Genomic DNA, 22,659 nt, shown 5'->3' on the forward strand with positions numbered 1-22,659 from the left:
TTAATCTGCGCTTCGGCCTTGCGGAAGGGTTCTTTTCCGTCTGCGTCAATGTCGCGGCACTGCTGGGCGCATGGCATATGTGGGACCGCCTGCGCATAAGCTACCCCGCATTGCTGCTCTATCTGATCCTGATCATGGGCATCAACGGCATGGTGATGACCCGCGACCTGTTCAACCTGTTCGTATTTCTTGAGATCGTCTCGATCGGCACCTATGGCCTTCTGGGCCTTCAGCGCACACCGCAAGCCCTGGCCGCGAGCTTCAAGTATATCATGGCGACGGTGATTGCCTCCTCGTTCTTTCTGCTGGGGGCCGCACTTCTCTATCATGTCACCGGAACGCTCAATATTGACGACATGATCGCCAACCGGGCGTTGATCTCCGGGCCGATCGGAGCAACCGCGCTGTTGTTCGTGCTGGCCTGCCTGGTGGTTGAATTGAAGCCGTTCCCGGCCAATGGCTGGGGGCTGGATGTTTACGAGACGGCCGATAGCGGGGTTGCCGCGCTTGTCTCGGGAGGCGTGTCTGCCGGCGTGTTCTTTGCCCTTTACAAGCTGCTACCGCTGTTTGAGAACCATCTCGACATTCTTGCCCTCTGCGGTGGAATAACATTTCTGTTTTCCAATCTGGTCGGGCTTCAGCAGACCAATGTCCAACGAATGCTCGGTTATTCCTCGATCGCGCAGATGGGACTGCTCACCCTCGCTCTGTCGCTGATGCAGCAGTTCGGTGCGCAGGAAACATTGCCGCTTGTGGTCGGCGGCTTGTTCATCAACCATCTCTTTGCCAAGGCGGGGTTGTTCTGGCTTGCCGGCGTGGTCGGGCGCAAGGATATTGATGGCTGGTCCGATATTGCCGGACGACCTTTGCTTCTCGGCGTCTTTGCTCTGCTTTTGGTGGCAATTTCCGGCTTGCCGCCATTTCCCGGTTTCTGGGCGAAATGGGAACTCATCATGCAGGTCGCCAGAGGCGAACGTTATATCTGGATCGTGGTCATCCTTGCCGGCTCCCTGCTGGAGGCTGCCTATATGTTCCGCTGGTTCAAGCAGGCCATGCGTTCGGTCACCGGAGGCGTTCCGGTTGCGCTTGGTCTCGGCCGCATGCTGCCAGTGCTGGGATGCGCCGTGCTGCTCACTGCAGGCGGTTTTGCGGCGGCCGGTCTTTCCGGTGCGGCCTCCCCATCTCTTGTTGCCCCGCTTTGTATCGGCGCTGGCCTCTATATTCTCGACGGGCTTCCTGGCCGGGCCAAGTGCCTTTTGATGTTACTTACCGTTTTCCTGGGCGCGCGCTGGATTCTGGATGATGTCTCGGGCATCAACGCCTTGTTCGCTGCAGTCCTGATCACTGGCGGTCTGATTATCGGATCGTCCGGTTTCTATCGCCCGGACGCGCGTCCCGGATTTTACCCGATGATGACAATTCTGCTGCTGTCGATCGCCAGTTTGCTGCAGTCATCAACCAGTCTCGAATTCTTCTTCCATTGGGAAATCATCACCCTGTCTTCCTATTTCCTCATTACCCTCGGGCGCGGCGCCCATCCTTACGCTTTGCAGTTCCTGCTGTTTTCGCTTGTGTCGGCGTTCTGCCTGCTTGCCGGGTTTGGGATCGCAACAGGTGCCAATGGCACGACGGCACTGTCTGCATTCGCCACCGCCGGTCCCGCAGCCGCGCCGGCCTTCCTGCTTCTGGCAGGCGGCTTTCTGATCAAGGCGGGCGCTGTCGGCGTTCATGTCTGGTTGCCCGGTGCCTATGCCGAGGCGGATGACGACCTGTCAGCTATGCTCTCGGCCGTCATCAGCAAGATTGCAGTCTTCGGTCTGTTCATGACCACTTATCTTGCCATTCGCTCCGAGGTCGGGCTCGAACTGGCACATTTCATGGGGTGGATCGGTCTGCTCACGACAATTGCCGGTGCGGTCATGGCGCTTCAGCAGAACGATATGAAGCGCATGCTGGGCTATTCCAGCATGAGTCAGATCGGTTACATTATCACTGCGATCGCTCTGATGAGCCATCTCGGCTGGGTGACAGCGTTTTATCTTGTCGCCAACCACCTGATGGTCAAGGGCATCCTGTTTCTCGCCGTCGCCGGGATCGTGCTCAGGACGGGGACAAGACTGCTGGATCAGACCGGCGGGCTTGCAGGGAAGATGCCTTTCACGTTTGCCGCCGTGGTCATCGCGTTGATTTCGATGTCGGGGCTTCCGCCTTTGGCCGGCTTCGGAGGCAAGTGGCTGCTGATCAGCGCGATGATGGAGAAAGGTTGGTCCGGCCTGGCGATCATGGCCGCCGTGGCGACATTCCTTGGATTTCTGTACATGTTTCGCTTGTTCCATGCGGTGTTCTGGGCGCCGTCCGCAGTCGGCAGAAGCGACCTCAAGGAGGCGCCATTGCCGATTTTGCTGCCGCAGTTTGTGCTGGTGGCCGGCATACTGGTGCTGTCGTTTTTTCCCAAGTTGGTCATGGAGCCGGTATCGAAGGCCGTCGACCCGCTTTTCGCGTCCACCTTGGTCTGGGAGGGCATGTCGCTTGAGAGCATCTATGCCTATTGGAACCCTTTGCCCGTCATGGCTGTGACCGTCGCGGCGACAGTGCTTCTTCTTCTGGTGTTCATGCTGCTCTACTGGATTGGCCGTGGCCGTGGCCGTTCTGCTTCTGCCGGTGTGACGCGTTTCTACGGCTTCTACCGTGCGGTCTTCACACCTCTGGTAACGCCGCTTGCCAATGCATTCTGGGATGGCGTCTCCGGGCTCACCCTTGGCGCGGGCGGGCTTGTGCGCAAGATCTATACCGGCAATGGCCAGACCTATGCGCTTCATGTCCTCTACTATGTCATCGCGCTGTACGCGCTTGGAACATTCGGGTTTGGCCCTGGGACGCCGTAAGAGCGGGTTATCGGGCGGCGACCGCGTTTGCCATGCCGCCCAGGATCCTGGCCGGCAGGAAGATCACCAGCGATGCTGCGCCTTCGACGACCGAGGCACTGTCGCCGATCAATGTCTGCGTTGCCGGAGCCTGTTCTTCGCGGAGCAGGTTGCGCATCAGATCGTTGTTGTTGACCACATCCATGAGCGTCTGTGAACTGGCGAAGACATTGTGTCTGCCACCATCAAGGTCAGAGGCGTCGATCACCGCAATTTCCTTCTGCTGAAGCATGGCGATGTCCGAACCGCTGCCGACACGAGGATGTCCACCTGTCAGGCGTCGGGAAATTCCAAGAGCACGATCGCGCCTCGAAACGATGATAGTGAAGGGCTTGGGAAGTTTTCCGATATCGCGAACCTGGCTCTGGAAAACGTCGACATCGATGTCCGGCGCCGCCAGCACCACGCCGCCCAATCTGTCGAGGCTGCTGCGGCGACCGGTGACGGCCAGATCGCGTAGGGCCTCGGTCACCACATAGGCTCCCATCGAATGGCCGACCAGGATCACCCTGTTCGCTTTCGTCCTTGAGGCGATCTCGATAGTTTCGGCAAGTCCCGCCCGACCGACAAGCGCGCTGTCCCTGTCGAAGACGTAGAGCGGAAGTGCACCGCCCGATGGCCACGCGTAATGCAGGGCAACCGCGTTGATGTTGTAGTCATGCACAATCTGGGCGTTCCGAAAAATGCTATCGGCAAAATTGTTGTTGTAGCCGTGCACGAAGATGAAGATTTCCCGATCTTTCGGCGCCCGGGTCGCCAGCGCCGCGTTGAGCTGGGCAATGAACTGTTTGCGCTGCTCGATCGGCTGGTATTCGCGGGCGGTAAAGTGGCGGGACGGATCCGGTGTTCGGCCTGTCTTTTCGACATGCCCTGGTATGTGGTTTTCGGGAATGCCGATTTCGAACCGGGCAAAGTTCAGCTTCAACGATCGCCCTGCGGAATAGGGAAGGCCCGGATTGTCCGACCGGGCCCGCGTCGTCGCCAGATAGATTGTTTCCGTTGTTTTCGGATCTCTGCCAGCCGGCCCATCGAGACCGAGGACCGCACGCGGTCCACCGCAGCCTGTCAACGAAATCAGGATGATCAGAAGGACACACAAACGCATGAAACAGCATCCGTCTCGTATTTGCAGAGAAGCTAACGAATTTATGTGCAGCAAAGGCGCAAGTAGACAACGGCTGCCTGGAGAGTTTTTGTATCTTTCCGGCCGGGAAGAAAGCAAGTGTGCTTTCATGGCCACGCGGAAATGCGGTGCATCCATATAAATGGCTGTAGTACACACGATTTTATCGGCGTTGAAATCTGTACGCTGTGCCTGTTTGCGGGATTCTATGCTGATCACTTCGCATCTTGAACAGCACTATAGTGCCCTAGCGAGGTCTCCGTTTTTACTCCGTGAGCCATCGTCATGAATATGTAAAGCGTTGAACGGGAGCAGCATGACTTCGGTTTCCATACAGAGTTCAGGCGGTTGCGGTGCGGATTGTGTTGCGGAGCCCGGACGGATGCATCTGTTGATCTCCGTTTCAACGAACCATCTCTGGATTGTTCAGGCCGCCGATCATTTCGTGTCTCCTGCAACGCGGCTTCAATGCTCGGCGGTAGCCGTGAGCCACCTGCCGCGTGGGGGAGGGGCTGCGCCGCATGTCCGTGACGCGGCTCTGCCGGGAAGCAATTTCGCAAGCCAAATCAAACGTCTTGAACCAACGACCCACACGTGACGGCCATGCCGTTACATCGAAATGCATATGGGGAATTCTTTCATGAAAACACGTGTCTCAACGTCGGAGTATAAGGTGTTCCTGGGTCCGGCGGCGGTGGCCTTGACGGCCATGCTCCTGGTTGGCTGCCAGGGAGAAGACGAGGGCGCAGAATTGCCGCCACGGCCGGTCAAGACGATCGCCGTCTCCTTCAGCCCTGAGGATACATTCGGTTCGCTGGTTGGCGAAATCAGGCCCGTTGTCGAGACAAGTTTCAGTTTCCGTCAAGGCGGCGAGATCCGCGAGCGCGATGTCGAGGTCGGAGACCTGGTCGAGGTCGGTACGGTGCTGGCTCGCCTCGATGCAGAAGACGCCCAGGACGCATTGCGCAAGGCGGAAGCAAACCTGTTTTCGGCGGAAGCCCAGTTCCAGAATGCGGATATCTCGCGCGCACGCCAGCAGCAGCTATATCCGCGGACCACGACCCGCCAGGCTCTCGACAATGCGATCGCCCAGGCCAGCATGGCGCAGGCGGGAGTGGATGCTGCCAAGGCCGGATTGCGGATCGCCCAGACCAATCTCGACAATCGCGTGCTCAAGGCCAATGCGGCCGGCGTCGTGACTGCGACAGGCGGTGAGGTCGGCCAGGTCGTTGGCGGTGGACAGATGGTCGTTCGTGTCGCCCAGCTTGGCGCGCGCGACGCGGTCTTCGAGGTTCCCGAGGCAACGATACAGACAACCGGTGGTCAGGCGCGTGTCGATGTTCAGTTGCTGAGCAACCCGTCCAGCAAGGCGACCGGAGCCGTCCGCGAAATTTCGCCGACGGCCAATCCCATTACCCGCAATTTCACCGTCCGCATCGGGCTTGACGCTGCGCCGGATGACTTCCGCTTCGGCAGTGCCGTCCGCGGCACGATCCGCCTTGCCGGTGCACCGGCGGCACGGCTGCCGATGACTGCGCTGTTCAACCAGAACAATGAGACGGCTGTCTGGCTGGTCGATGCAGCCTCGAACACCACCAAGTTGGTACCGGTCGAGGTCCATCGTTTCGATACGCAGGATTTCCTCGTCACCAAGGGGCTGGCGAGTGGCGATCAGGTCGTGGTCGCCGGCGTCCAGCAGCTTCGTCCCGGAATGCCGGTTCGCCTTCTGGAAGGAAGCGCGAAATGAACGAAGGATTCAATCTGTCTGAATGGGCGATCCGGCGCCAGAGCCTCATCGTCTTTCTCGTTGTCATCAGCGCCATTGCCGGCATTGTCTCCTATGTCAATCTCGGCCGTGACGAGGATCCGGATTTCACCTTCAAGACGATGATCGTTTCGGCCGCCTGGCCGGGAGGCACGATCGAGCAGACTGTCGAACAGATCACGGACAGGCTCGAGCGGACGCTGGAGGAGGTGCCGAACCTCGACAACCTGCGCAGCCTGACCACCGCCGGTCAGTCGATCATCTATGTAACCCTCGACGACTCGACGCCGCCGGATCAGGTGGGCGAAAGCTGGTATCAGACCCGCAAGAAGGTCGGCGACATGCAGGGCACGTTGCCGGCAGGGGTTCGCGGGCCGTTCTTCAACGATGACTTCGGCGATACATTTGGCATCATCTACAGCCTGTCATCCGAAGGGTTCAGTGATCGGGAAGTGCGTGACTGGGCTTACGAGGCACGCAATCGTCTGCTCAAGGTCGAGAATATCGGCAAGATCCAACTGATCGGCACACAGGACGAGACGATTTATATCGAGTTTTCGACCGAGCGACTGGCGAGCCTTGGTCTCAGTGCTGCGACAGTCGTCAGTACGATACAGACCCAGAATGCGGTTCTGCCGTCCGGCCTGATGACCACCGATCAGGATCGAACCATTCTCCAGGTGTCGGGAAGTCTCGTCGATGAAAACGACATCCGCAAACTGAATATTCCAACTACTGCCGGTTTCGTGCGGCTGGGCGATATTGCAAGCGTTGTCCGCGGCACGGTCGATCCGCCGCAACCGCGTTTCAGGGTCAAGGGCAAACCCGCGATCGGGATCGCCATCTCGATGGCGTCGGGTGGCGACATTCTGCAGCTTGGCGAAAATATCAATGCAACCATGCGGCAGTTCGAGAACGACCTGCCGATCGGGATAGATCTGTCGCATGTCGCAAGCCAGCCAGAGGTCGTCGAGAACGCCATCCGGGGGTTCACGACATCGCTCGGACAGGCCGTTGTCATCGTGCTCGGCGTCAGCTTTCTGGCCCTTGGTGTCCGCGCCGGTCTTGCAGTCGCTGTCTCCATTCCGCTGGTCCTTGCACTCACCTTCGTGTTCATGGACGTAGCCGGCATCGCATTGCAGCGCGTGTCACTCGGCGCCCTGATTATTGCTCTGACCCTGATGATCGACGATACCATGGTGACGGTCGAGACCATGATGGCCAAGTTGGAAGAGGGATGGGACCGGATAAAGGCCGCCTCTCACGCCTATAAGACGACGGCGTTCCCCATGCTTGCCGGCACGCTGGTGACGATTGCAGGGTTCATTCCCGTCGGCTTCGCCAGCAGTTCTTCTGGTGAATACGCCCGTTCTCTGTTCTTCGTTATCGGCTTTTCGCTCATTGTTTCCTGGCTTGTCGCGGTGCTGCTCACCCCGGTTGTCGGTCTCGCCGTGCTCAAATCAGGTGCGGCGACGGGCGATAAGCAGGATGGTCCGGTGATCCGCGGCTTCAAGAACTTCCTCCATACCTGCATGCGCCTGCGCGTGATGGTCATCCTTGGAACCATCGCGATGTTCATCCTTGCCTTGATCGCTTCCCAGGCGATGAACCGGCAGTTCTTTCCTGCATCCGATCGGCCAGAATTGATTCTGCAACTGACCCTACCGCAGAATGCATCGCAGGCGGCGACGGCCGCTGAAGTGGCCAAGGTCGAGGAAGTTCTGGCGACCGACGAGGATGTCGCCGACTGGAGTTTCTATATCGGTTCTGATCCCGTGCGCTTCTTTCTGTCGATGGATCTCCAGGCACCCGCTCCTTCGCGGGCTCAGGCCGTCGTGATCGCCAAGAGCGTCGAGGCCCGCGATGCTTTGCAAAAGCGTCTGCAAAGCGAGCTTGACGAAAGAATGCCGGATATCATCGTTCGCGTTTCGCCGCTGGAAATGGGCCCGCCGGTCGGTTGGCCTGTCCAGTACCGGGTGAGCGGCGCCGATACAGCAGGCGTGCGCAATGTGGCCTGGCAGGTGGCGGACGCCATCGCGCAGGTGCCCGGCGTGGTCGAGCCGAATCTTGACTGGAATGAGCCGGTGCGCAAGGTCGTCATCAATGTCGATCAGGATCGTGCGCGACTGGTCGGCCTGAACTCTGCGGTGATCGCCCAGACGCTGTTTGCGACCGCTTCCGGCGTGCCGATCACCCAGGTCAGGGACTCGATCTATCTCGTAAATGTCGTCGCAAGAGCCAATGCGGAAGAGCGCGTCGACGTCAATACGCTCCGTCAGCTGCAGATTCCGGTCGGACCCAACCACACGATACCGCTCTCGAGCATTGCGAGGATTGAGTACCAGACAACGCAGCCGGTTATCTGGCGCCGTGACAGCTCGACCACCATCACGGTGCAGGCGGATGTCGCCGAAGGCGTCATGGCAGCGGGGGTCGTTGAGGCGGCAGAGGACAAGATCGAGGAACTGCGCCTGGCCAACCCCGATTACGTCATCGAGGTCGGGGGTGCTGTCGAAGGTGCCGACGAAGGCCTAGCCTCCGTTCTGGAAATGCTGCCTCTGATGGGCATCATCATCCTGATTGTCTTGATGTTCCAGCTACAGAGTGTGCAGCGCCTGCTGCTGGTCGTGAGCGTCGTGCCGCTCGGATTGATCGGCGTTGTCTTGATCATGCTGGTCACCAATACGCCTGTCGGCTTCATTGCAGTGCTCGGCATGATCGCACTCATCGGCATGATCACCCGCAATTCCGTGGTGCTGATCGACCAGATCGACATCCGCATGGAAGAGCAGGGGCCGTCGTGGCAGGGCGTGATCGAGGTCACTGCGCAACGACTGAGGCCGGTGTTTTTGACGGCAGGATCGACGATCCTCGGCATGCTGCCGATCATTCGGGATCCGTTCTGGTCACCACTTGCATTCACTGTCATCGGCGGTCTAGTCGTGGCGGCCGCACTGACACTGGTGTTTCTGCCAGCCCTGTATGTGCTGTGGTTTCGCATTCCGGCGGAACTTGGAGCCACAACGGACGAGGAGCCGCAACCGCATACAGCGGCGGTCGGCGCGCAGAGTTGATCCATCTGTGACGGTCTCCTGAAAGCCGCTGCCGCGACCCAATTGTCACGGCAGAGCAGTTTTCGACCACGTTCTGACACACGAAGCGTATTGCGGCACCTGCGGAAGTGGCCGGTCTTTCCTGGGCATAGGAGGACGCACTGCATAGTTTTGGGGTTCGGGGCTAATTTCCTCGGTGCGGTTGTCAGCGGATATCTGCGTATGTGCTCATGCACTTAATCATTTTTGTTGTCCAACGGTGCAAGCATTGGCGCCATCGGGTTCCGGTTCTAATGCTTTGGTGTCGAAGGTGCCGGTCGATTTCAGGCCGTTTAGTTGAGGGGAAATCTCCACCGTTTTGAGCCGGATCGAGATGCGCATTCGGTTGGCGTTTACAGTTGCGACAGGGGAGGCAACGATATGAGGTTCCACCAGAGCAATACCACGCTTGCCGGGTCGGCTGCTTTGATGCCCTATTCGCGGCTCGGTGCCGGGGGGCGTTCAGGATGTAATGTTGATTACACCAATGACCGGTCTCCTGGACTGCCATCCTTCGAACTGAGCACTGACGGGTTTGATCATTCCGCTCAGTTCGCCGTCTGGCACGACAGTTTTGCGCCGATGCTCGAATTGACGCAGACGGGCAGCACGGAGGCGCGGTTTCACGGCAGGCAGAAGATCTGGGATCTGGGCAATCTCGTTTTTGCTGAGATCAGCACCGATGAACTGGGTTTTGCCAGCCTGCCCGGACATGTCCGCCGCGAGCCGCTCGATCACTGGACGGTTACCTTGCTCAAATCGGGCAGGATCAGGACCGATTGCGCGAGAAGGACATTTGCCGCCGGCCCTGGAGAGGTTCAAATCCACTCCCTTGGTCGCAGTTTTTCAGGAAACGTCTCGAAAAGCGAGATGCTGATGCTGTTTGTGCCGCGCGATTTCTCCCATGAGGCAGCCGTCGCGCTGAGTGCCGCAGAATTTTCAAAGCTTGGCACCGGAATGGGCCATCTCTTCTCGGATTATCTCGTCGGGATGGCGAACCGTCTGCCGTTACTCACCCAGGCCGAGGTGCCGGATCTGGTCGCGGCCACCAACGCGATGATCCTTGCCTGTGTGTCTCCGTCGATCGACAACATCGAAGCCGCAGAGGAGCCAATTGCGACTGTGCTTCTGGAAAAAGCCAGACAGTTCGTGCGAAAAAGACTCTTCGATCCGGAACTGGCGAGCGAGGCAGTTCGACGAGAACTCGGCATTTCACGAACACGGCTGTACAATCTCTTCGAACCCTTCGGCGGGGTAATGCACTACATCCAGCATCGCCGGCTGCTTGGAGCCCATTCATCCCTCACCGACCCCGACGATCAGCGTCTCATCCTCGAAATTGCCGAGAAGCACGGTTTTTCGGATGGTGCAGAGTTCAGCCGCGCTTTCAAGCGAGCCTTCGGATACAGTCCAAGTGATGCGCGCCGCGGCGGCAAAGGTCGCATGCCGTGTTCCCAGGCTCGTCGTCGTCACGATTGCCCGGCCACGGGTCGGTTGGGGACGCTCCTGCGCCGATTGCAGGGATAGCGCTTTCACTCTTTACACTGGGCACCACGTGCGGCGAGGCGGTATTGCGGGGGGCACTGCTATGTGTGCCTGCGTCTCCATGTCTGGAGCCAGCCCAGTAACGCCCTGTGCACCGGACATGTTCCTGTGGCTGCGTGTTTCCAGCATCCACAGTCATCCCACACACCTGTTGCGGAAACGCAGCCGGCATGCCTGACGTCAGCCGGCTGCGCGTTCAGTCATGCGTATGTGCGAGGACTTGCATCGATTGCGGATCATTCGTAGACCACGCCGCCAAGCTACGAGACAGGTGCAGGATTTGTGGCGATCCAAGCGCTGCGCTTTCATCTCGACCATCCACACGCCGGATATGGTTCACGGCTTGGTCGGAGCCGACCGGCAGGTCTTGTCGCGAGCATGAAGCAATCCAGGAGATCACGGTGTGACGGAGACAGAATTGGCAGAGGCAGGCAGGATGGAAGAACTGGTCAGAATTCCCGTATTTGACGGCCACAACGACATCCTGTCACGTCTGATGCATGAGGGACGCGAAGGCGCCGAGACGCGGGTGCTGAAAGGAAGTGCTCGCATGCAGGTGGATATGCCCAAGGCGCGGGAAGGCGGTCTCGCTGGCGGTCTTTGCGCCATCTATGTCCCGTCGCCAGCATGGGGCCTTGATGAAAACGGCGACCTGCCGCGTGTCGAACGTCTGTCCGCGCTTGAGCAGACAATCGCGCAGGCGGCCCTGCTCAGTCGGATAGCCGAACAGTCGGACGCTGCCTTCAGCATCTGCACCTCGGTTGCCGAGATTCGCGCAGCGATGGAAAAGGAAAGCTTCGCCGCGGTATTCCACATTGAAGGAATCGAGGCTGCCGGACCGGACCTGGACCTGATCCATGTTCTGCATGCGGCTGGCCTGCGCACACTCGGTCCCGTCTGGAGCCGCCCGAATATCTTCGCCCATGGCGTGCCGTTCCGTTTTGGTCACCAGCCCGATATCGGACCGGGCCTGTCTGACGCCGGGCGCGATTTGATCCGGTTGTGCAATCGACTGAGGATCATGGTCGACCTTTCACACATGAATGATGCAGGTTTCTGGGACGTTGCAAAAATCTCCGATGCGCCGCTGGTCGCCTCGCATTCGAACGCTTTTGCCATCTGCCCGCACAGCCGCAATGCGACGGACCGGCAGCTCGACGCAATCCGTCACACCGGCGGCCTGATCGGCCTGAATTTTGGCGTCAAGTTCCTCCATCCGGACGGTAAGGCCGATGCCGAGATGGACATTTCCGTGATGGTGCGCCACGTCGACTATCTTGTCGACCGGGTCGGCATCGATCACGTCGGCCTTGGTTCCGATTTTGATGGTACACTGATCTCGAACAGGATCGGTGATGCAACCGGCTTGCCGTGTCTGCTTGGTGCATTGCGCACAGCCGGTTATGACGATGCGGCATTGATGAAGATCGCACATGGCAACTGGCTTTCGCTGCTGGAGCGAACCTGGGGCGCGTGACGGCATTGGCAAAGACAGTCCATGCCAGTTGCCTGCAATCTGTTTTGGCCACTGATTGCTCTCGCGCCGGGTTGGTGACCCGGGTGCAGCGCTTGGGTACGCAGACCGCACACCGGGGATCACTCAGATATCGAGCGTGGTCTGATGCTCCCATGGAGTGAACTGGGCACAGTAGCTGCTCCACTCTCCGTGCTTCAGCTTGAGATAGGCAACCGAGAATTCCATGCCGAGTGTGGCCTGTAGCTCTTTGTCTGCCTCATAGGCGCGAAGCGCGTCCAAGAGATTGAGCGGCAGCTTGGGTGCATCCTTAACGAGATGGCCGTCGCGGTACATGTCTATTTCGTGATGCGGCCCCGGATCGGCATTGTTTTTCAAGCCGTTCAGGCCCGCCGCAATGATGATTGCCTGCAACAGGTAGGGATTGACTGCTCCATCCGGCAGACGAAGCTCGATACGGCCAGGTCCCGGCACGCGGACCATGTGTGTGCGATTATTGCCCGTCCAGGTCACGGTGTTCGGAGCCCAGGTGGCGCCCGAGACCGTGCGCGGCGCATTGATGCGCTTGTAGGAATTGACCGTCGGATTGGTGATCGCGGCAAGTGCCGCGGCATGGCTCATGATGCCGCCGAGAAAGGTCTTGCCCTTGGCCGAAAGCCCGAACGGCATGTCCCTGTTGGCAAAGGCATTCACCTTGCCGTCGAGATCCCAGACGGAGATATGGGCATGGCAGCCGTTGCCGGTCAGCCCCTTGAAGGGCTTTGGCATGAAAGTGGCGCGCAGGCCGTGTTTCTCGGCAACCGACTTGACCATGAACTTGAAGAAGGAATGTTTGTCGGCCGTCTTCAGCGCATCGTCATATTCCCAGTTCATCTCGAACTGGCCGTTCGCGTCCTCGTGGTCGTTCTGGTACGGCTTCCAGCCGAGTTCCAGCATGTAGTCGCAGATTTCGGCAATCACGTCATAGCGGCGCATAAGTGCCTGCTGATCATAGCAGGGCTTTTCTGCCGTATCGAACTCATCGGAGATCTTCTCGCCGTCGGCAGAGATCAGGAAGAACTCCGGTTCGACGCCGGTCTTCACGCGCAGACCCAGCTCTGCCGCTTCCGCCACAAGGCGCTTGAGCATGACGCGCGGCGCCTGTTCCACCGGCCTGTCCTCCATGACGCAATCGGCGGCAACCCAGGCAACGTCCTTCTTCCAGGGAAGCTGGATGACCGAGGCGGCATCGGGAATGGCAAAAAGGTCGGGATGGGCGGGCGTCAGGTCGAGCCATGTGGCAAAGCCCGCAAAGCCGGCGCCATCCTTCTGCATGTCGGCGATCGCTTCGGCCGGCACCAGTTTGGCGCGCTGGGCGCCAAAGAGGTCGGTATAGCTGATCATGAAATATTTGATGCCGCGCTCGGCGGCGAAGCCTGCAAGATCCTGTGTCACGTCGTTCCCCTGTTTTTATGGATTGAGACACATCGGTTGAGAAGAAAAATGGCCGCATGCCTGGGAGCAGGATGCAGCCATTCAAGTGTTAGAAACCTCCCTTTCCGGGATACCAGTTGGTGCCGGCGAGAGGGATCTGCGCCATGGCGGCAGCTTCCATGGTCAGCGCGCAGAGATCCTCCGGCTCGAGATTGGTGAGCTTGTTCTTGCCGCAGGCCCGGGCAATCGTCTGGGCCTCCAGCGTCATGACCTTGAGGTAGTTGGCGAGCCGGCGTCCGGCGGCGATCGGATCTAGGCGCGCTGCCAGTTCCGGATCCTGGGTGGTGATGCCGGCCGGGTCCTTGCCCTCGTGCCAGTCATCATAGGCGCCGGCCGTCGTGCCGAGTTGTCTGTATTCCTCTTCCCATTTCGGGTCATTGTCGCCGATCGCAACCAGTGCTGCCGTGCCGATCGCCACCGCATCGGCACCGAGTGCCAGCGCCTTGGCGACATCTGCGCCCGAGCGGATGCCGCCGGAGACGATCAGTTGCACCTTGCGATGCATGCCCAGATCCTGCAGCGCCTGGACTGCGGGACGAATGCAGGCGAGCGTCGGCATGCCGACATTTTCGATGAAGACGTCCTGGGTCGCGGCGGTGCCGCCCTGCATGCCGTCGAGCACCACCACGTCAGCACCGGCCTTCACGGCGAGCGCGGTGTCATAATAGGGACGGGCGCCGCCGACCTTGATGTAGATCGGCTTTTCCCAGTCGGTGATCTCGCGCAGTTCGAGGATCTTGATTTCCAGATCGTCCGGGCCTGTCCAGTCCGGGTGACGGCAGGCGGAGCGCTGGTCGATGCCCTTGGGCAGGTTGCGCATATTAGCAACACGGTCCGAAATCTTCTGGCCAAGCAGCATGCCGCCACCGCCGGGCTTGGCGCCCTGGCCGACCACGATTTCGATTGCATCGGCGCGACGAAGATCCTTCGGGTTCATGCCATAGCGCGACGGCAGATACTGGTAGACCAGCGTCTCGCTGTGCCCGCGTTCCTCGTCGGTCATGCCGCCGTCGCCGGTTGTGGTCGATGTGCCGGCAAGCGTTGCACCTCGCCCAAGCGCTTCCTTGGCGTTGCCAGACAGCGCGCCGAAGGACATGCCCGCAATGGTGATCGGGGTCTTCAGATGAATCGGATTCTTGGCAAAACGCGTGCCGAGAACGACCGAAGTGTCGCATTTCTCGCGGTAGCCCTCGAGCGGATAGCGCGAGATAGAGGCGCCGAGAAACAGCAGGTCGTCGAAGTGCGGCACCTTGCGCTTGGTGCCGCCGCCACGGATGTCGTAGATGCCGGTGGCGGCTGCGCGCCGGATTTCGGCGAGCGTGTGGTCATCGAAGGTGGCGGACTTGCGTGGCGGGGTAAACGGGTTGTGGTAGCTCATGGCTGGTCCTCGCCTCAATACGCGTCAGCGTTGTCTATATTGAAATTGTAGAGCTTGCGGGCCGAGCCATAACGCTTGAACTCTTCCGGCTTGACATCGTTGATGCCGGCCTGTTGCAAAAGCTCGGCCAGTTTTGCCAGATGCTTGGGTTTCATCTGCTTTTCGATGCAATCGGCGCCGAGACTCTTCACAGTGCCACGTACAAACAGCTTTGCCTCATACAGACTGTCGCCAAGCGCTTCGCCGGCATCGCCACAGACGACCAAGTGGCCGGATTGTCCCATGAAGGCCGACATATGGCCGATCGAGCCATGTACGACGATATCGATACCCTTCATCGAGATGCCGCAGCGCGAGGCAGCATTGCCCTTGATCACAAGCAGGCCGCCGCGTCCGGTCGCGCCGGCATATTGCGAGGCATCACCTTCGATGACGACCGTGCCGGACATCATGTTCTCGGCCACTCCCGGGCCGGCGGATCCGTAAACGGTGACTGTGCCGCCATCGTTCATGCCGGCGCAATAATAGCCCACCGAGCCCTTCACCTCGACGGTCACGGGGCTATCGATGCCGACGGCGACAGAATGGCTGCCACGCGGATTGATGACCTCGAATGCTGTGTCGTTCGCGCCCTGGCCGAGTTTGTGCAGGGCGCTGTTGAGTTCGCGAAGCGGCGTTTGGGAGAGGTCAAAGACGGGCATGAGCGGAACTTTCTTGTCGTGAAGGGCTGATATCAGGCAGCCTTTTCGTGATCCCAGAAATAGACGGTGGCGGGCTCCGGCTCCCAGACGCGGGCAGTCTCGATACCCGGCAGATTGACCAGCGCGCGGTATTCTGAGCCGAAAGCCACATATTGGTCGGTCTCTGCCATAACTGCAGGCTTGCAGGCGATCGGATCGCGCACCACGCCAAACCCGGACTTCGTGCCGACGACGAAGGTGAAGAAGCCGTCGAGATCATCGAGGGCGCTGGTCAGTGCCTGCCCGAGATCCTTGCCCTTGGCCATTTCGGCTGTCAGGTAGGCAGCGGCCACTTCTGAATCGTTTTGCGTTTCGAACGTCATGCCGTCGCGGATCAGTTCGCGGCGTAGATTGTTATGGTTCGACAGCGAGCCATTGTGCACCAGGCACTGATCGGCCCCGGTCGAGAACGGATGGGCGCCAAGCGTGGTCACCGCACTTTCTGTCGCCATGCGCGTATGGCCGATACCATGCGAGCCCGACATCGAGCGCAGGTCGAAACGCGCGACGACATCCTTGGGCAGGCCGGTTTCCTTGAAGATCTCAACACTTTCACCCGAGCCCATGATGCGCACGTTTGGACGGATATCGGCGAAGATGGCGCGTATATCGGCAAGCCTTGATGCGTCGATTTCGACCACCGCATGGGTGCTTTTGACGATGGCGGATGCGGAAATCCCAACCTTGCCGAGATCGGCCTCAAGCCCGGCAAAATCCACTGCCGGCTCCGCCGACTGGATCGTGACCTTGGCCTTGCCCGCGACCGTGCCGCCATAGATCGCGATTCCGGCCGAATCCGGGCCTCTGTCGGTCATGATGATCAGCATGTCCGACAGCAGCGTCCCGAGCTGCGGTTCGAGCGTCTTGTCTTTGAGGAACAAACCAACGATGCCGCACATGGCTGTCTTCTCCAATTTCCCTTGAAGACAGACCTAGCAGCGGTCACCGGTGATATCAATCCGTAGGAATAATATCTTCCTATCAGGCAATGATCATTGATGTGGATAGGCGATGATCGACAGATAGCGTGCGGGCAGTTTCACCAGTTCCTCCGGTCCATGCGGCGCATCCGCATCGAAGAACAGGCTATCACCAGGTTCCATGCGGTAGAGACTATCGCCATGGCGATAAATCACCTCTCCCTCGAGCATGTAGAGGAATTCCATGCCTGTGTGCTGAAAGGTCGGAAAGACGTCGGATTCGGCGTTGAGGGTGATCAGATAGGGTTCGACGGTTACGCCGGAACTGTTGTTTTCGATATGCCCGAGCAGGCTGTAATGGTGACCGGCGCGGGTGCCGCGGCGCTCAAGGTTCACGCCTTCGCCGGCCTTGACGAAACTTGCGCTTTTGGGTTCCTCGAAGCCGCGAAAGAAGGCGGTGATCGGGACGCCCAGAGCCTTCGACAGGGCCTGCAATGTGGTCAGAGACGGCGAGATATTGCCATTCTCGATCTTCGACAGCATGCCGACTGACATGCCGGTGGCGACCGCCATATCGGCCACTGTGATACCGAGTTTCTTGCGATAGGTGCGAACCTCGTGGCCGATCGCCATTTCCAGATTGTTGGCGCGTGGCTCGCGGACGGCGTGCGGGTCCTGAGCGAGGAGAGGCTTGCGGGGACTTTTCGTCCCTGGTTCTTTCTTGGCCATCGGCTTCTTTCCTGTCCCGCGGGCTGTGACTGTGAGCCTGCGCGTCTGGTTGATTTAGCCGATTTTGACGTTATGCCAAAATATTCTCCTGAAGGCGGGTGAAACGCCCGCTTGACTGGAGAAACAGGTAGCGACTGCCGGAGTGTAGTGTGGTTCTGCACCAGCTATCCCGTCTTTACTCCACGCGCCGAGTGCGGCGCGTGGAGACGGCCCAGGGAAGCCGTTTGCAGAAGATCGTGTTTGGGACAGCGTAGGCGTCGGCCTACAGATTGGCGAGCAGGTCGTTGATCCTGCTTTCGGCACCAGTCAGCGCTTCTTCGACCGATTTGTCGCCATTGACCGCAGCGCCGACTTCTTCGCCGATGATGTCCTGGATCGGAAACTGCCTCTGTACCTCAGACGGCAGTGAACGGCCGGTTTCGGCGATCCGCGCAATATTGGTCCGATGCGGCAGTGACTTGAATTCCTCCATGTCGAAGACGGCTTTCACGGCCGGCAGATGACCAGTGCGGGCCCATTGGAAGTCATTGTCGGTCAGGAATTTGAACAGCTTGCCGATTGCCTCGACCTGCTCCGGCGAGCGATCCTTTTTCGGCATGACCCAGCTATGGCCATCGGCATAGGTGCTGTCTTGCGCGGCAAAGAGTTGCGGGATCGGGTAGACTGTGTAGCCGTTGGCAAGAGCGGTCCCGGCTTTTTCTGACTGGGCAACATAGTCACCGATCAGCCAGGTGCCATTGACCGCGATGCCGCCATCACCATTGGCAAAACCGGATACGGCGGCCGCATAGTCGAGCCCGAGTGTGCTGATACCTTCGTCCTTGATACGCTTCATCAGCTCAACCACCGCCTTGGCCTCCGGCGTGTTCAGCTTTATCGATGTCGGATCGGCGAAGAAATCGGACTTCTGCTGCTGCAGCATCGTATACAGCACGCGTGCATAGGACGCGGTTTCGTTGGCGAGGATCTGCACGAGATAAGGTTTGCCGGTCTTTTCCTTGAACTGCTTGCCCTGGGCGATCAATTCGTCGGCGGATTTCGGCAGGATCGGAGTGCCGTCGGCATTCACGAGCCCGGCTTCCTTCATCAGATTGAGATTGACGTGGAAGAGCATGGTCCAGTTGTCAAATGGCAGGCCAAACATTTGGCCCTCCTTGGTGACGCCGCCGCGGCCGGCATCCGTGAAGCTCTCAGGCGTGATGCCCTGTGTCGCAAGGACGGGATCGATTGCCTCGATCAGCCCGCGGGACTGATAGTCGGATATTGCGGAATAGTGCATGGAGACGACGTCGGGTGCCGCGCCTGATGCAAGCTGGGCATTTAGCTGATCGTAGCCCGGCCATTCCACCGTCGTGATATTGACGTCGATATCCGGATTGTCCGCCTCGAACTTGTTGACCAGCGCCGTGATGATCCCGCATTCGCCAACGGCGGACGATACATCGGTCACCGAGCCATAGTCGGCTTCGCAGGCGCCAAAGAAACGCTGCAGTTCAATCTTTGTTTGAGCCTGGGCATGCGTGCCGCAGCTCAATGCAATCAGGGCAGCCGTGCTTAAAAGAATACGTCTCATGAAAGTTCTCTCCCTTGTGTCGGGGCACGCGGCCCCTTTGGTTAAGACTGATCCGATCGACTCCTCTCGACCGGATCAGGCATTATTTCACCGCACCGCCGGAGACGGCGGTGACGATGTGACGCTGGAAAATCAGATAGACGATCAGGACCGGAAGGCTGGCGAAGACGGCCTGGGCGGCAAGAAAGCCAAGGCCTTCGCTTTGGGCGAAATTGGTCTGCGATGAAGCGATGCCGACCGTCAGCGTGAACATTTCCTTTTTTGTCGCGGAAATGAGTGGCCACCAATAATCGTTCCACCCATGCAGGAAGGTGAAGATGCCGAGTGTCGCCTGGGCGGGCAGCGTCAGGGGCAGCATGATCTTCCAGAAGATGCGGAACTGCGAGGCGTTGTCCAGAAGGGCAGCCTCGTCGATCTCCTTGGGAATGGCCCGGAAGAACTGTGTCATCAGGAATACGCCGAAGGCCGATGACATTCCGGGCAGCATAAGTCCCAGATAGGAGTTGTGCAGACCGAACCAGTTGAACATTTGGTGGCGCGCGATGATTACCGCTTGTTCCGGCACCGCCAGCCCGAAGAGCACGATGATGAACAGAGTGCGGCGGAACGGAAAGTGCAGTCGCGCAAAGGCGTAGCCGGCAAGCGACGACAGAACGAGCACACCGAGCGTCTGGCCGCAGGCAACGATGAAGCTGTTTGTCAGCCAGCCGAAGACCTGCGACGAATGCAGGATGTTGAGATAATTGGCGATGGTGTAGGGCATCCTGAAGACGGATTCGGTGCCCAGCATCAGTTCCTGGTTGTTCTTGATCGAGAGACCGATGAGCCAGGCCACCGGCGCCATCATCACCACCGACAGTATTCCGGCGAGCCAGAGCATGGTCCGGTTGGCCGTCAATGTGGCGGGCCGATATGTTGTTTTGTCAGGGGTCATTCGCCAGCCTCCGTCTTGCGGGTCGAGACCACATATTGGGCCATGGCCGCGATCAGGATGATCAGGAACAGGACCTGTGAGGCAGCGGCACCTTTGCCAAGGTCCCAGCGAACGAAGCCCACCTCGTAAATGTACATGACCAAAGGACGCGAGGACCCGTTCGGACCGCCATTGGTCATCAACTGGGCCTGGCCAAACAACTGGAATTGCATGACGATCTGAATGATGGTCACCAGCATAATGGTGCGTGCGATCGAGGGCAGGGTAATGCGGGTGAGCACGCGCCAGGGACTGGCATTGTCGAGGGATGCCGCCTCGTAGAGATCGACCGGGATCTGTTGCAATGCGGCCAGAAACAGCATCATCGGCAGGCCGAGGCACCACCACACAGTGGCGACTCCCACCGCAAACAGCGACCAGCCGCTGGTTGAGAGAAAATTGAGCGGCTCCATCCCCAACTGTTCGAAGATTACCGGCAATAGGCCGTCGCCGGGAATGAAGACGAAGCGCCAGATCAGGGTGACAATGGTGACCGATAGCACCGACGATGAGAAGAACAGGCCGCGCAGGAAGGAGGTGGAGCGCGTGGTGCGGTTGAGCGCCAGCGCGAGGAACAGACCGAGCGCAACCAGCGCCGGCACGCTGAACGCGACGAAGACCAGCGTATTGCGCAAAGCTTGCAGGAAGACCGAGTCGCCAAAGACGCGGACATAGTTGGACAAGCCGACAAAGCGGCCTGGCCCGAACAGGTCAACCTTGTGCAGGCTAAGCCACATGCCCCAGATCAGCGGAAAGACCAGAAGCACAGTGAAGAACAATAGATAGGGCAAGATGAACAGCCCGTGGCTCCATTGGCTGCGGCGATAGCTCTCGGCCATGTCAGACACCCTCCATACGATGGGCAATGCCCTTGGCGTCGAAGAGATGCAGCGCCGAATGATCCAGACGGATCTGCAGCCTGTCGCCAATGCGCGCCGTGCTTCGGCCATCAGCCTCGGCGGTCAGCTTGCTTCCGTCATCGAGTGCGCCATAAACCAGCGTTCGATCGCCAAGTCGCTCGACAACTTCGACGGTCAGCCCGATGCCGGTTTCGCCATCCGGCAGGACCGCGATGTCTTCGGCACGGATGCCGAGCGTGCTGCCATCGGCCGAAAAATCCACCTGTGGCTGAATGTTGGTCTGCAGCGTTCCAAGACCTGCGGTGGTGACCGAAAGACCAGCGGTTTCGGATCCGATGCCGGTGACCGGAATGAAATTCATGGCGGGCGAACCGATGAAGCCGGCAACAAAACGCGTGGCGGGCCTCTGATAGACCTCCATCGGTGTGCCGATCTGCTCGATCTTGCGGTCATGCATGATGACGATACGATCGGCGAGTGTCATCGCTTCAATCTGGTCATGGGTCACGAAGACCATCGTCGAGCCAAGGCGGGCATGCAACTGAGCGAGTTCCAGCCGCGTGCGGCCGCGCAAGGCGGCATCGAGGTTGGACAGCGGCTCATCGAACAGGAAAGCCTTCGGCTCCTTGACGATCGCCCGGCCGATGGCGACGCGCTGCCTCTGTCCGCCGGACAGCTTTTCCGGCTTGCGATCGAGCAGATGGCCGATTTCCAGCGTTTCAGCGGCAAGCGCGACCCGGCGATTGATTTCGTCTCGCGGCAGTTTGATGTTCTCAAGGCCGAAGGCCATGTTCTGCGCAACGGTCATATGCGGATAAAGCGCATAGGACTGGAACACCATCGCGACGCCGCGTTGGCCGGGCGGCAGCGTATCCACGCGTGTCCCACCGGCGGATATCGTTCCGTCCGTGACGTCCTCAAGGCCTGCGATCATGCGCAGCAGCGTAGATTTTCCGCAGCCAGAAGGCCCGAGGAACACGACGAATTCGCCGGGCTTGATGGTGAGCGATATGTTGTCCAGTACAGTCAGGGCGCCGTAGCGCTTGGTGACATTGTTGATCTCGATTGATGCTGACATGGTTCCTCCTCCCCGTCGCAAGTCGTCTACAGGCCGAGCCGGATCATCCGATAGCTGAGCGGCGCTATGGCGGCTGAGATCCGATCGTCCTTGACCAGTGCGCCGCTGCCATCTTTGGGGGCTACCGGCTGCTGGTCCGGGCTGTTGGTGTCGCGAAGGCCATGGCCTTCGATGACCTTGTCCATGATGACGCGGCGGCTGCCAAAGCCTTCGAGTGCCATGTCGAGATCGATCGTCTCGGTCTGATTGCGGTTTACGATGAAGAGGGTCAATGCGCCGTCGGTCTCTGTCTCGACCGCGGAAATATCCAGATAGGTTACCTTGTCGGCAAAATCGGTTGCATAGCCCGGGCAATCGAGTGCCAGCTGCAATGCCTTGCCGCGTCCGTAATGCGAAGCGAATTGATAGGGATAGAATGTCGTCTGGCGCCAGGCGGGGCCACCGGGAACGGTCATGATCGGCGCAATCACATTGACGAGCTGGGCAAGGCAGCCGACCTTGACCACATCGGCGCGGCGAATGAAGGTGTTGAGGATGCAGCCGACCTGCAGCACGTCCTCGAAATTGTAGATGTCCTCCAGCAGCGCTGGCGCATGTGGCCAGCCGTCATTGCCTTCGAGAACCTGGCGGTCGGCGTCGCGCGAGTGATACCAGACGTTCCATTCGTCAAAGCTGATGTAGACGCTTTTTTCGAACGCTTTTTGGCTTTGGTGAAGGTGATCACGCCGGCGATGGTGGCGATGTAATCGTCGAGGCGGGCGTTTTGAGCCAGATAGCTTGCTGTGTCACCCTGGTGATTGTCGAAATACATATGCAGGCTGATGAAGTCGACGCTGTCATAGGTGTAGTCGAGTACGGTCGCTTCCCAGGCAGGGTAGGTCGGCATTTTCGGCGAAGACGAACCGCAGACGACGAGTTCGATCGACTTGTCCAAGGCCCGCATGGCCTTTGCGGTCTCGAATGCAAGTCGGCCGTATTCGTCGGCGGTCTTCTGGCCGATCTGCCAGGGGCC

At 59.3% G+C, this 22,659-nt stretch carries 17 protein-coding genes; 5 read left to right on the forward strand and 12 right to left on the reverse strand.

What is annotated here, in order from left to right:
• On the forward strand, positions 1-2,885 hold a 2,885-nt coding region (locus tag PDO_RS23055), incomplete at its 5' end, for a complex I subunit 5 family protein (protein WP_007607517.1).
• A gap of 7 nt (positions 2,886-2,892) precedes the next feature.
• Here the strand turns inward: PDO_RS23055 and PDO_RS23060 are convergent.
• Positions 2,893-4,029, reverse strand: coding sequence for an alpha/beta hydrolase (locus PDO_RS23060; RefSeq protein WP_007607519.1), 1,137 nt, complete (start codon positions 4,027-4,029; stop codon positions 2,893-2,895).
• Between the two features lie 658 nt (positions 4,030-4,687).
• On the opposite strand from PDO_RS23060, the gene PDO_RS23065 reads away from it, so the two are divergent.
• Together PDO_RS23065 and PDO_RS23070 are read left to right on the forward strand one after the other, a co-directional pair.
• The gene (locus PDO_RS23065; protein ID WP_007607523.1) at positions 4,688-5,794 is read left to right on the forward strand and encodes an efflux RND transporter periplasmic adaptor subunit; all 1,107 of its coding nucleotides are present in this window, start codon (positions 4,688-4,690) and stop codon (positions 5,792-5,794) included.
• Positions 5,791-8,886 carry an efflux RND transporter permease subunit gene (locus PDO_RS23070; RefSeq protein ID WP_007607524.1) on the forward strand — a complete coding sequence of 1,032 codons (3,096 nt, stop codon included), beginning with the start codon at positions 5,791-5,793 and terminating at the stop codon, positions 8,884-8,886. The genes PDO_RS23065 and PDO_RS23070 overlap by 4 nt, the downstream gene beginning before the upstream one ends.
• A gap of 219 nt (positions 8,887-9,105) precedes the next feature.
• On the opposite strand, the gene PDO_RS28465 is transcribed toward PDO_RS23070, so the two are convergent.
• The gene (locus PDO_RS28465) at positions 9,106-9,246 is read right to left on the reverse strand and encodes a hypothetical protein (protein WP_160167059.1); all 141 of its coding nucleotides are present in this window, start codon (positions 9,244-9,246) and stop codon (positions 9,106-9,108) included.
• Between the two features lie 87 nt (positions 9,247-9,333).
• On the opposite strand from PDO_RS28465, the gene PDO_RS23075 reads away from it, so the two are divergent.
• Both PDO_RS23075 and PDO_RS23080 read left to right on the forward strand, forming a co-directional pair.
• A complete protein-coding gene (locus tag PDO_RS23075; RefSeq protein WP_141649984.1) occupies positions 9,334-10,431 on the forward strand; it encodes a helix-turn-helix domain-containing protein in 1,098 nt (365 codons plus the stop codon).
• 454 nt (positions 10,432-10,885) lie between these two features.
• Positions 10,886-11,926 (forward strand): dipeptidase, encoded by a 1,041-nt coding sequence (locus PDO_RS23080; RefSeq protein WP_007607529.1) that lies wholly within the window; start codon positions 10,886-10,888, stop codon positions 11,924-11,926.
• 123 nt (positions 11,927-12,049) lie between these two features.
• Here PDO_RS23080 and glnT read toward each other — a convergent pair whose 3' ends face one another.
• From glnT to PDO_RS27470, 10 genes are all read right to left on the reverse strand, one after another.
• Positions 12,050-13,357, reverse strand: a complete 1,308-nt coding sequence (gene glnT / locus PDO_RS23085) for a type III glutamate--ammonia ligase (protein WP_007607531.1) — start codon at positions 13,355-13,357, stop codon at positions 12,050-12,052.
• An 88-nt stretch (positions 13,358-13,445) separates the two neighbouring features.
• On the reverse strand, positions 13,446-14,774 hold the full coding sequence (locus PDO_RS23090) for an FMN-binding glutamate synthase family protein (protein WP_007607533.1): 1,329 nt from the start codon (positions 14,772-14,774) through the stop codon (positions 13,446-13,448).
• 14 nt (positions 14,775-14,788) lie between these two features.
• The gene (locus PDO_RS23095) at positions 14,789-15,475 is read right to left on the reverse strand and encodes a GltB/FmdC/FwdC-like GXGXG domain-containing protein (protein ID WP_007607535.1); all 687 of its coding nucleotides are present in this window, start codon (positions 15,473-15,475) and stop codon (positions 14,789-14,791) included.
• Between the two features lie 32 nt (positions 15,476-15,507).
• A complete protein-coding gene (locus tag PDO_RS23100) occupies positions 15,508-16,413 on the reverse strand; it encodes a class II glutamine amidotransferase (RefSeq protein ID WP_007607536.1) in 906 nt (301 codons plus the stop codon).
• Positions 16,414-16,506: 93 nt separating this feature from the next.
• Positions 16,507-17,163: a helix-turn-helix domain-containing protein gene (locus PDO_RS23105; RefSeq protein WP_007607541.1), complete on the reverse strand. Its 657-nt coding sequence runs from the start codon at positions 17,161-17,163 to the stop codon at positions 16,507-16,509.
• A gap of 262 nt (positions 17,164-17,425) precedes the next feature.
• Positions 17,426-18,736, reverse strand: a complete 1,311-nt coding sequence (locus PDO_RS23110) for an extracellular solute-binding protein (protein WP_007607543.1) — start codon at positions 18,734-18,736, stop codon at positions 17,426-17,428.
• Positions 18,737-18,818: 82 nt separating this feature from the next.
• Complete coding sequence (locus PDO_RS23115) at positions 18,819-19,670, reverse strand: carbohydrate ABC transporter permease (protein WP_007607546.1); 852 nt, start codon at positions 19,668-19,670, stop codon at positions 18,819-18,821.
• Positions 19,667-20,548 carry a carbohydrate ABC transporter permease gene (locus tag PDO_RS23120; RefSeq protein WP_007607548.1) on the reverse strand — a complete coding sequence of 294 codons (882 nt, stop codon included), beginning with the start codon at positions 20,546-20,548 and terminating at the stop codon, positions 19,667-19,669. Before PDO_RS23120 ends, PDO_RS23115 begins: the two co-directional genes overlap by 4 nt.
• Before the next feature lies 1 nt (position 20,549).
• The gene (locus PDO_RS23125) at positions 20,550-21,647 is read right to left on the reverse strand and encodes an ABC transporter ATP-binding protein (RefSeq protein WP_007607550.1); all 1,098 of its coding nucleotides are present in this window, start codon (positions 21,645-21,647) and stop codon (positions 20,550-20,552) included.
• A 26-nt stretch (positions 21,648-21,673) separates the two neighbouring features.
• Positions 21,674-22,324 (reverse strand): alpha-L-arabinofuranosidase C-terminal domain-containing protein, encoded by a 651-nt coding sequence (locus tag PDO_RS27470; RefSeq protein WP_348225831.1) that lies wholly within the window; start codon positions 22,322-22,324, stop codon positions 21,674-21,676.
• Between the last annotated feature and the right edge of the window lie 335 nt (positions 22,325-22,659).

Origin of the sequence: Rhizobium sp. PDO1-076 (assembly GCF_000247475.1) — a bacterium.
In the GTDB taxonomy this organism is placed as follows: domain Bacteria; phylum Pseudomonadota; class Alphaproteobacteria; order Rhizobiales; family Rhizobiaceae; genus Allorhizobium.

Coding starts and splice junctions, on each gene's coding strand:
- PDO_RS23060 (WP_007607519.1), bottom strand. CDS start 4,029: ATGCGTTTGTGTGTCCTTCTGATCATCCTGATTTCGTTGACAGGCTGC.
- PDO_RS23065 (WP_007607523.1), top strand. CDS start 4,688: ATGAAAACACGTGTCTCAACGTCGGAGTATAAGGTGTTCCTGGGTCCG.
- PDO_RS23070 (WP_007607524.1), top strand. CDS start 5,791: ATGAACGAAGGATTCAATCTGTCTGAATGGGCGATCCGGCGCCAGAGC.
- PDO_RS28465 (WP_160167059.1), bottom strand. CDS start 9,246: ATGCGCATCTCGATCCGGCTCAAAACGGTGGAGATTTCCCCTCAACTA.
- PDO_RS23075 (WP_141649984.1), top strand. CDS start 9,334: ATGCCCTATTCGCGGCTCGGTGCCGGGGGGCGTTCAGGATGTAATGTT.
- PDO_RS23080 (WP_007607529.1), top strand. CDS start 10,886: ATGGAAGAACTGGTCAGAATTCCCGTATTTGACGGCCACAACGACATC.
- PDO_RS23090 (WP_007607533.1), bottom strand. CDS start 14,774: ATGAGCTACCACAACCCGTTTACCCCGCCACGCAAGTCCGCCACCTTC.
- PDO_RS23095 (WP_007607535.1), bottom strand. CDS start 15,475: ATGCCCGTCTTTGACCTCTCCCAAACGCCGCTTCGCGAACTCAACAGC.
- PDO_RS23100 (WP_007607536.1), bottom strand. CDS start 16,413: ATGTGCGGCATCGTTGGTTTGTTCCTCAAAGACAAGACGCTCGAACCG.
- PDO_RS23105 (WP_007607541.1), bottom strand. CDS start 17,163: ATGGCCAAGAAAGAACCAGGGACGAAAAGTCCCCGCAAGCCTCTCCTC.
- PDO_RS23110 (WP_007607543.1), bottom strand. CDS start 18,736: ATGAGACGTATTCTTTTAAGCACGGCTGCCCTGATTGCATTGAGCTGC.
- PDO_RS23115 (WP_007607546.1), bottom strand. CDS start 19,670: ATGACCCCTGACAAAACAACATATCGGCCCGCCACATTGACGGCCAAC.
- PDO_RS23120 (WP_007607548.1), bottom strand. CDS start 20,548: ATGGCCGAGAGCTATCGCCGCAGCCAATGGAGCCACGGGCTGTTCATC.
- PDO_RS23125 (WP_007607550.1), bottom strand. CDS start 21,647: ATGTCAGCATCAATCGAGATCAACAATGTCACCAAGCGCTACGGCGCC.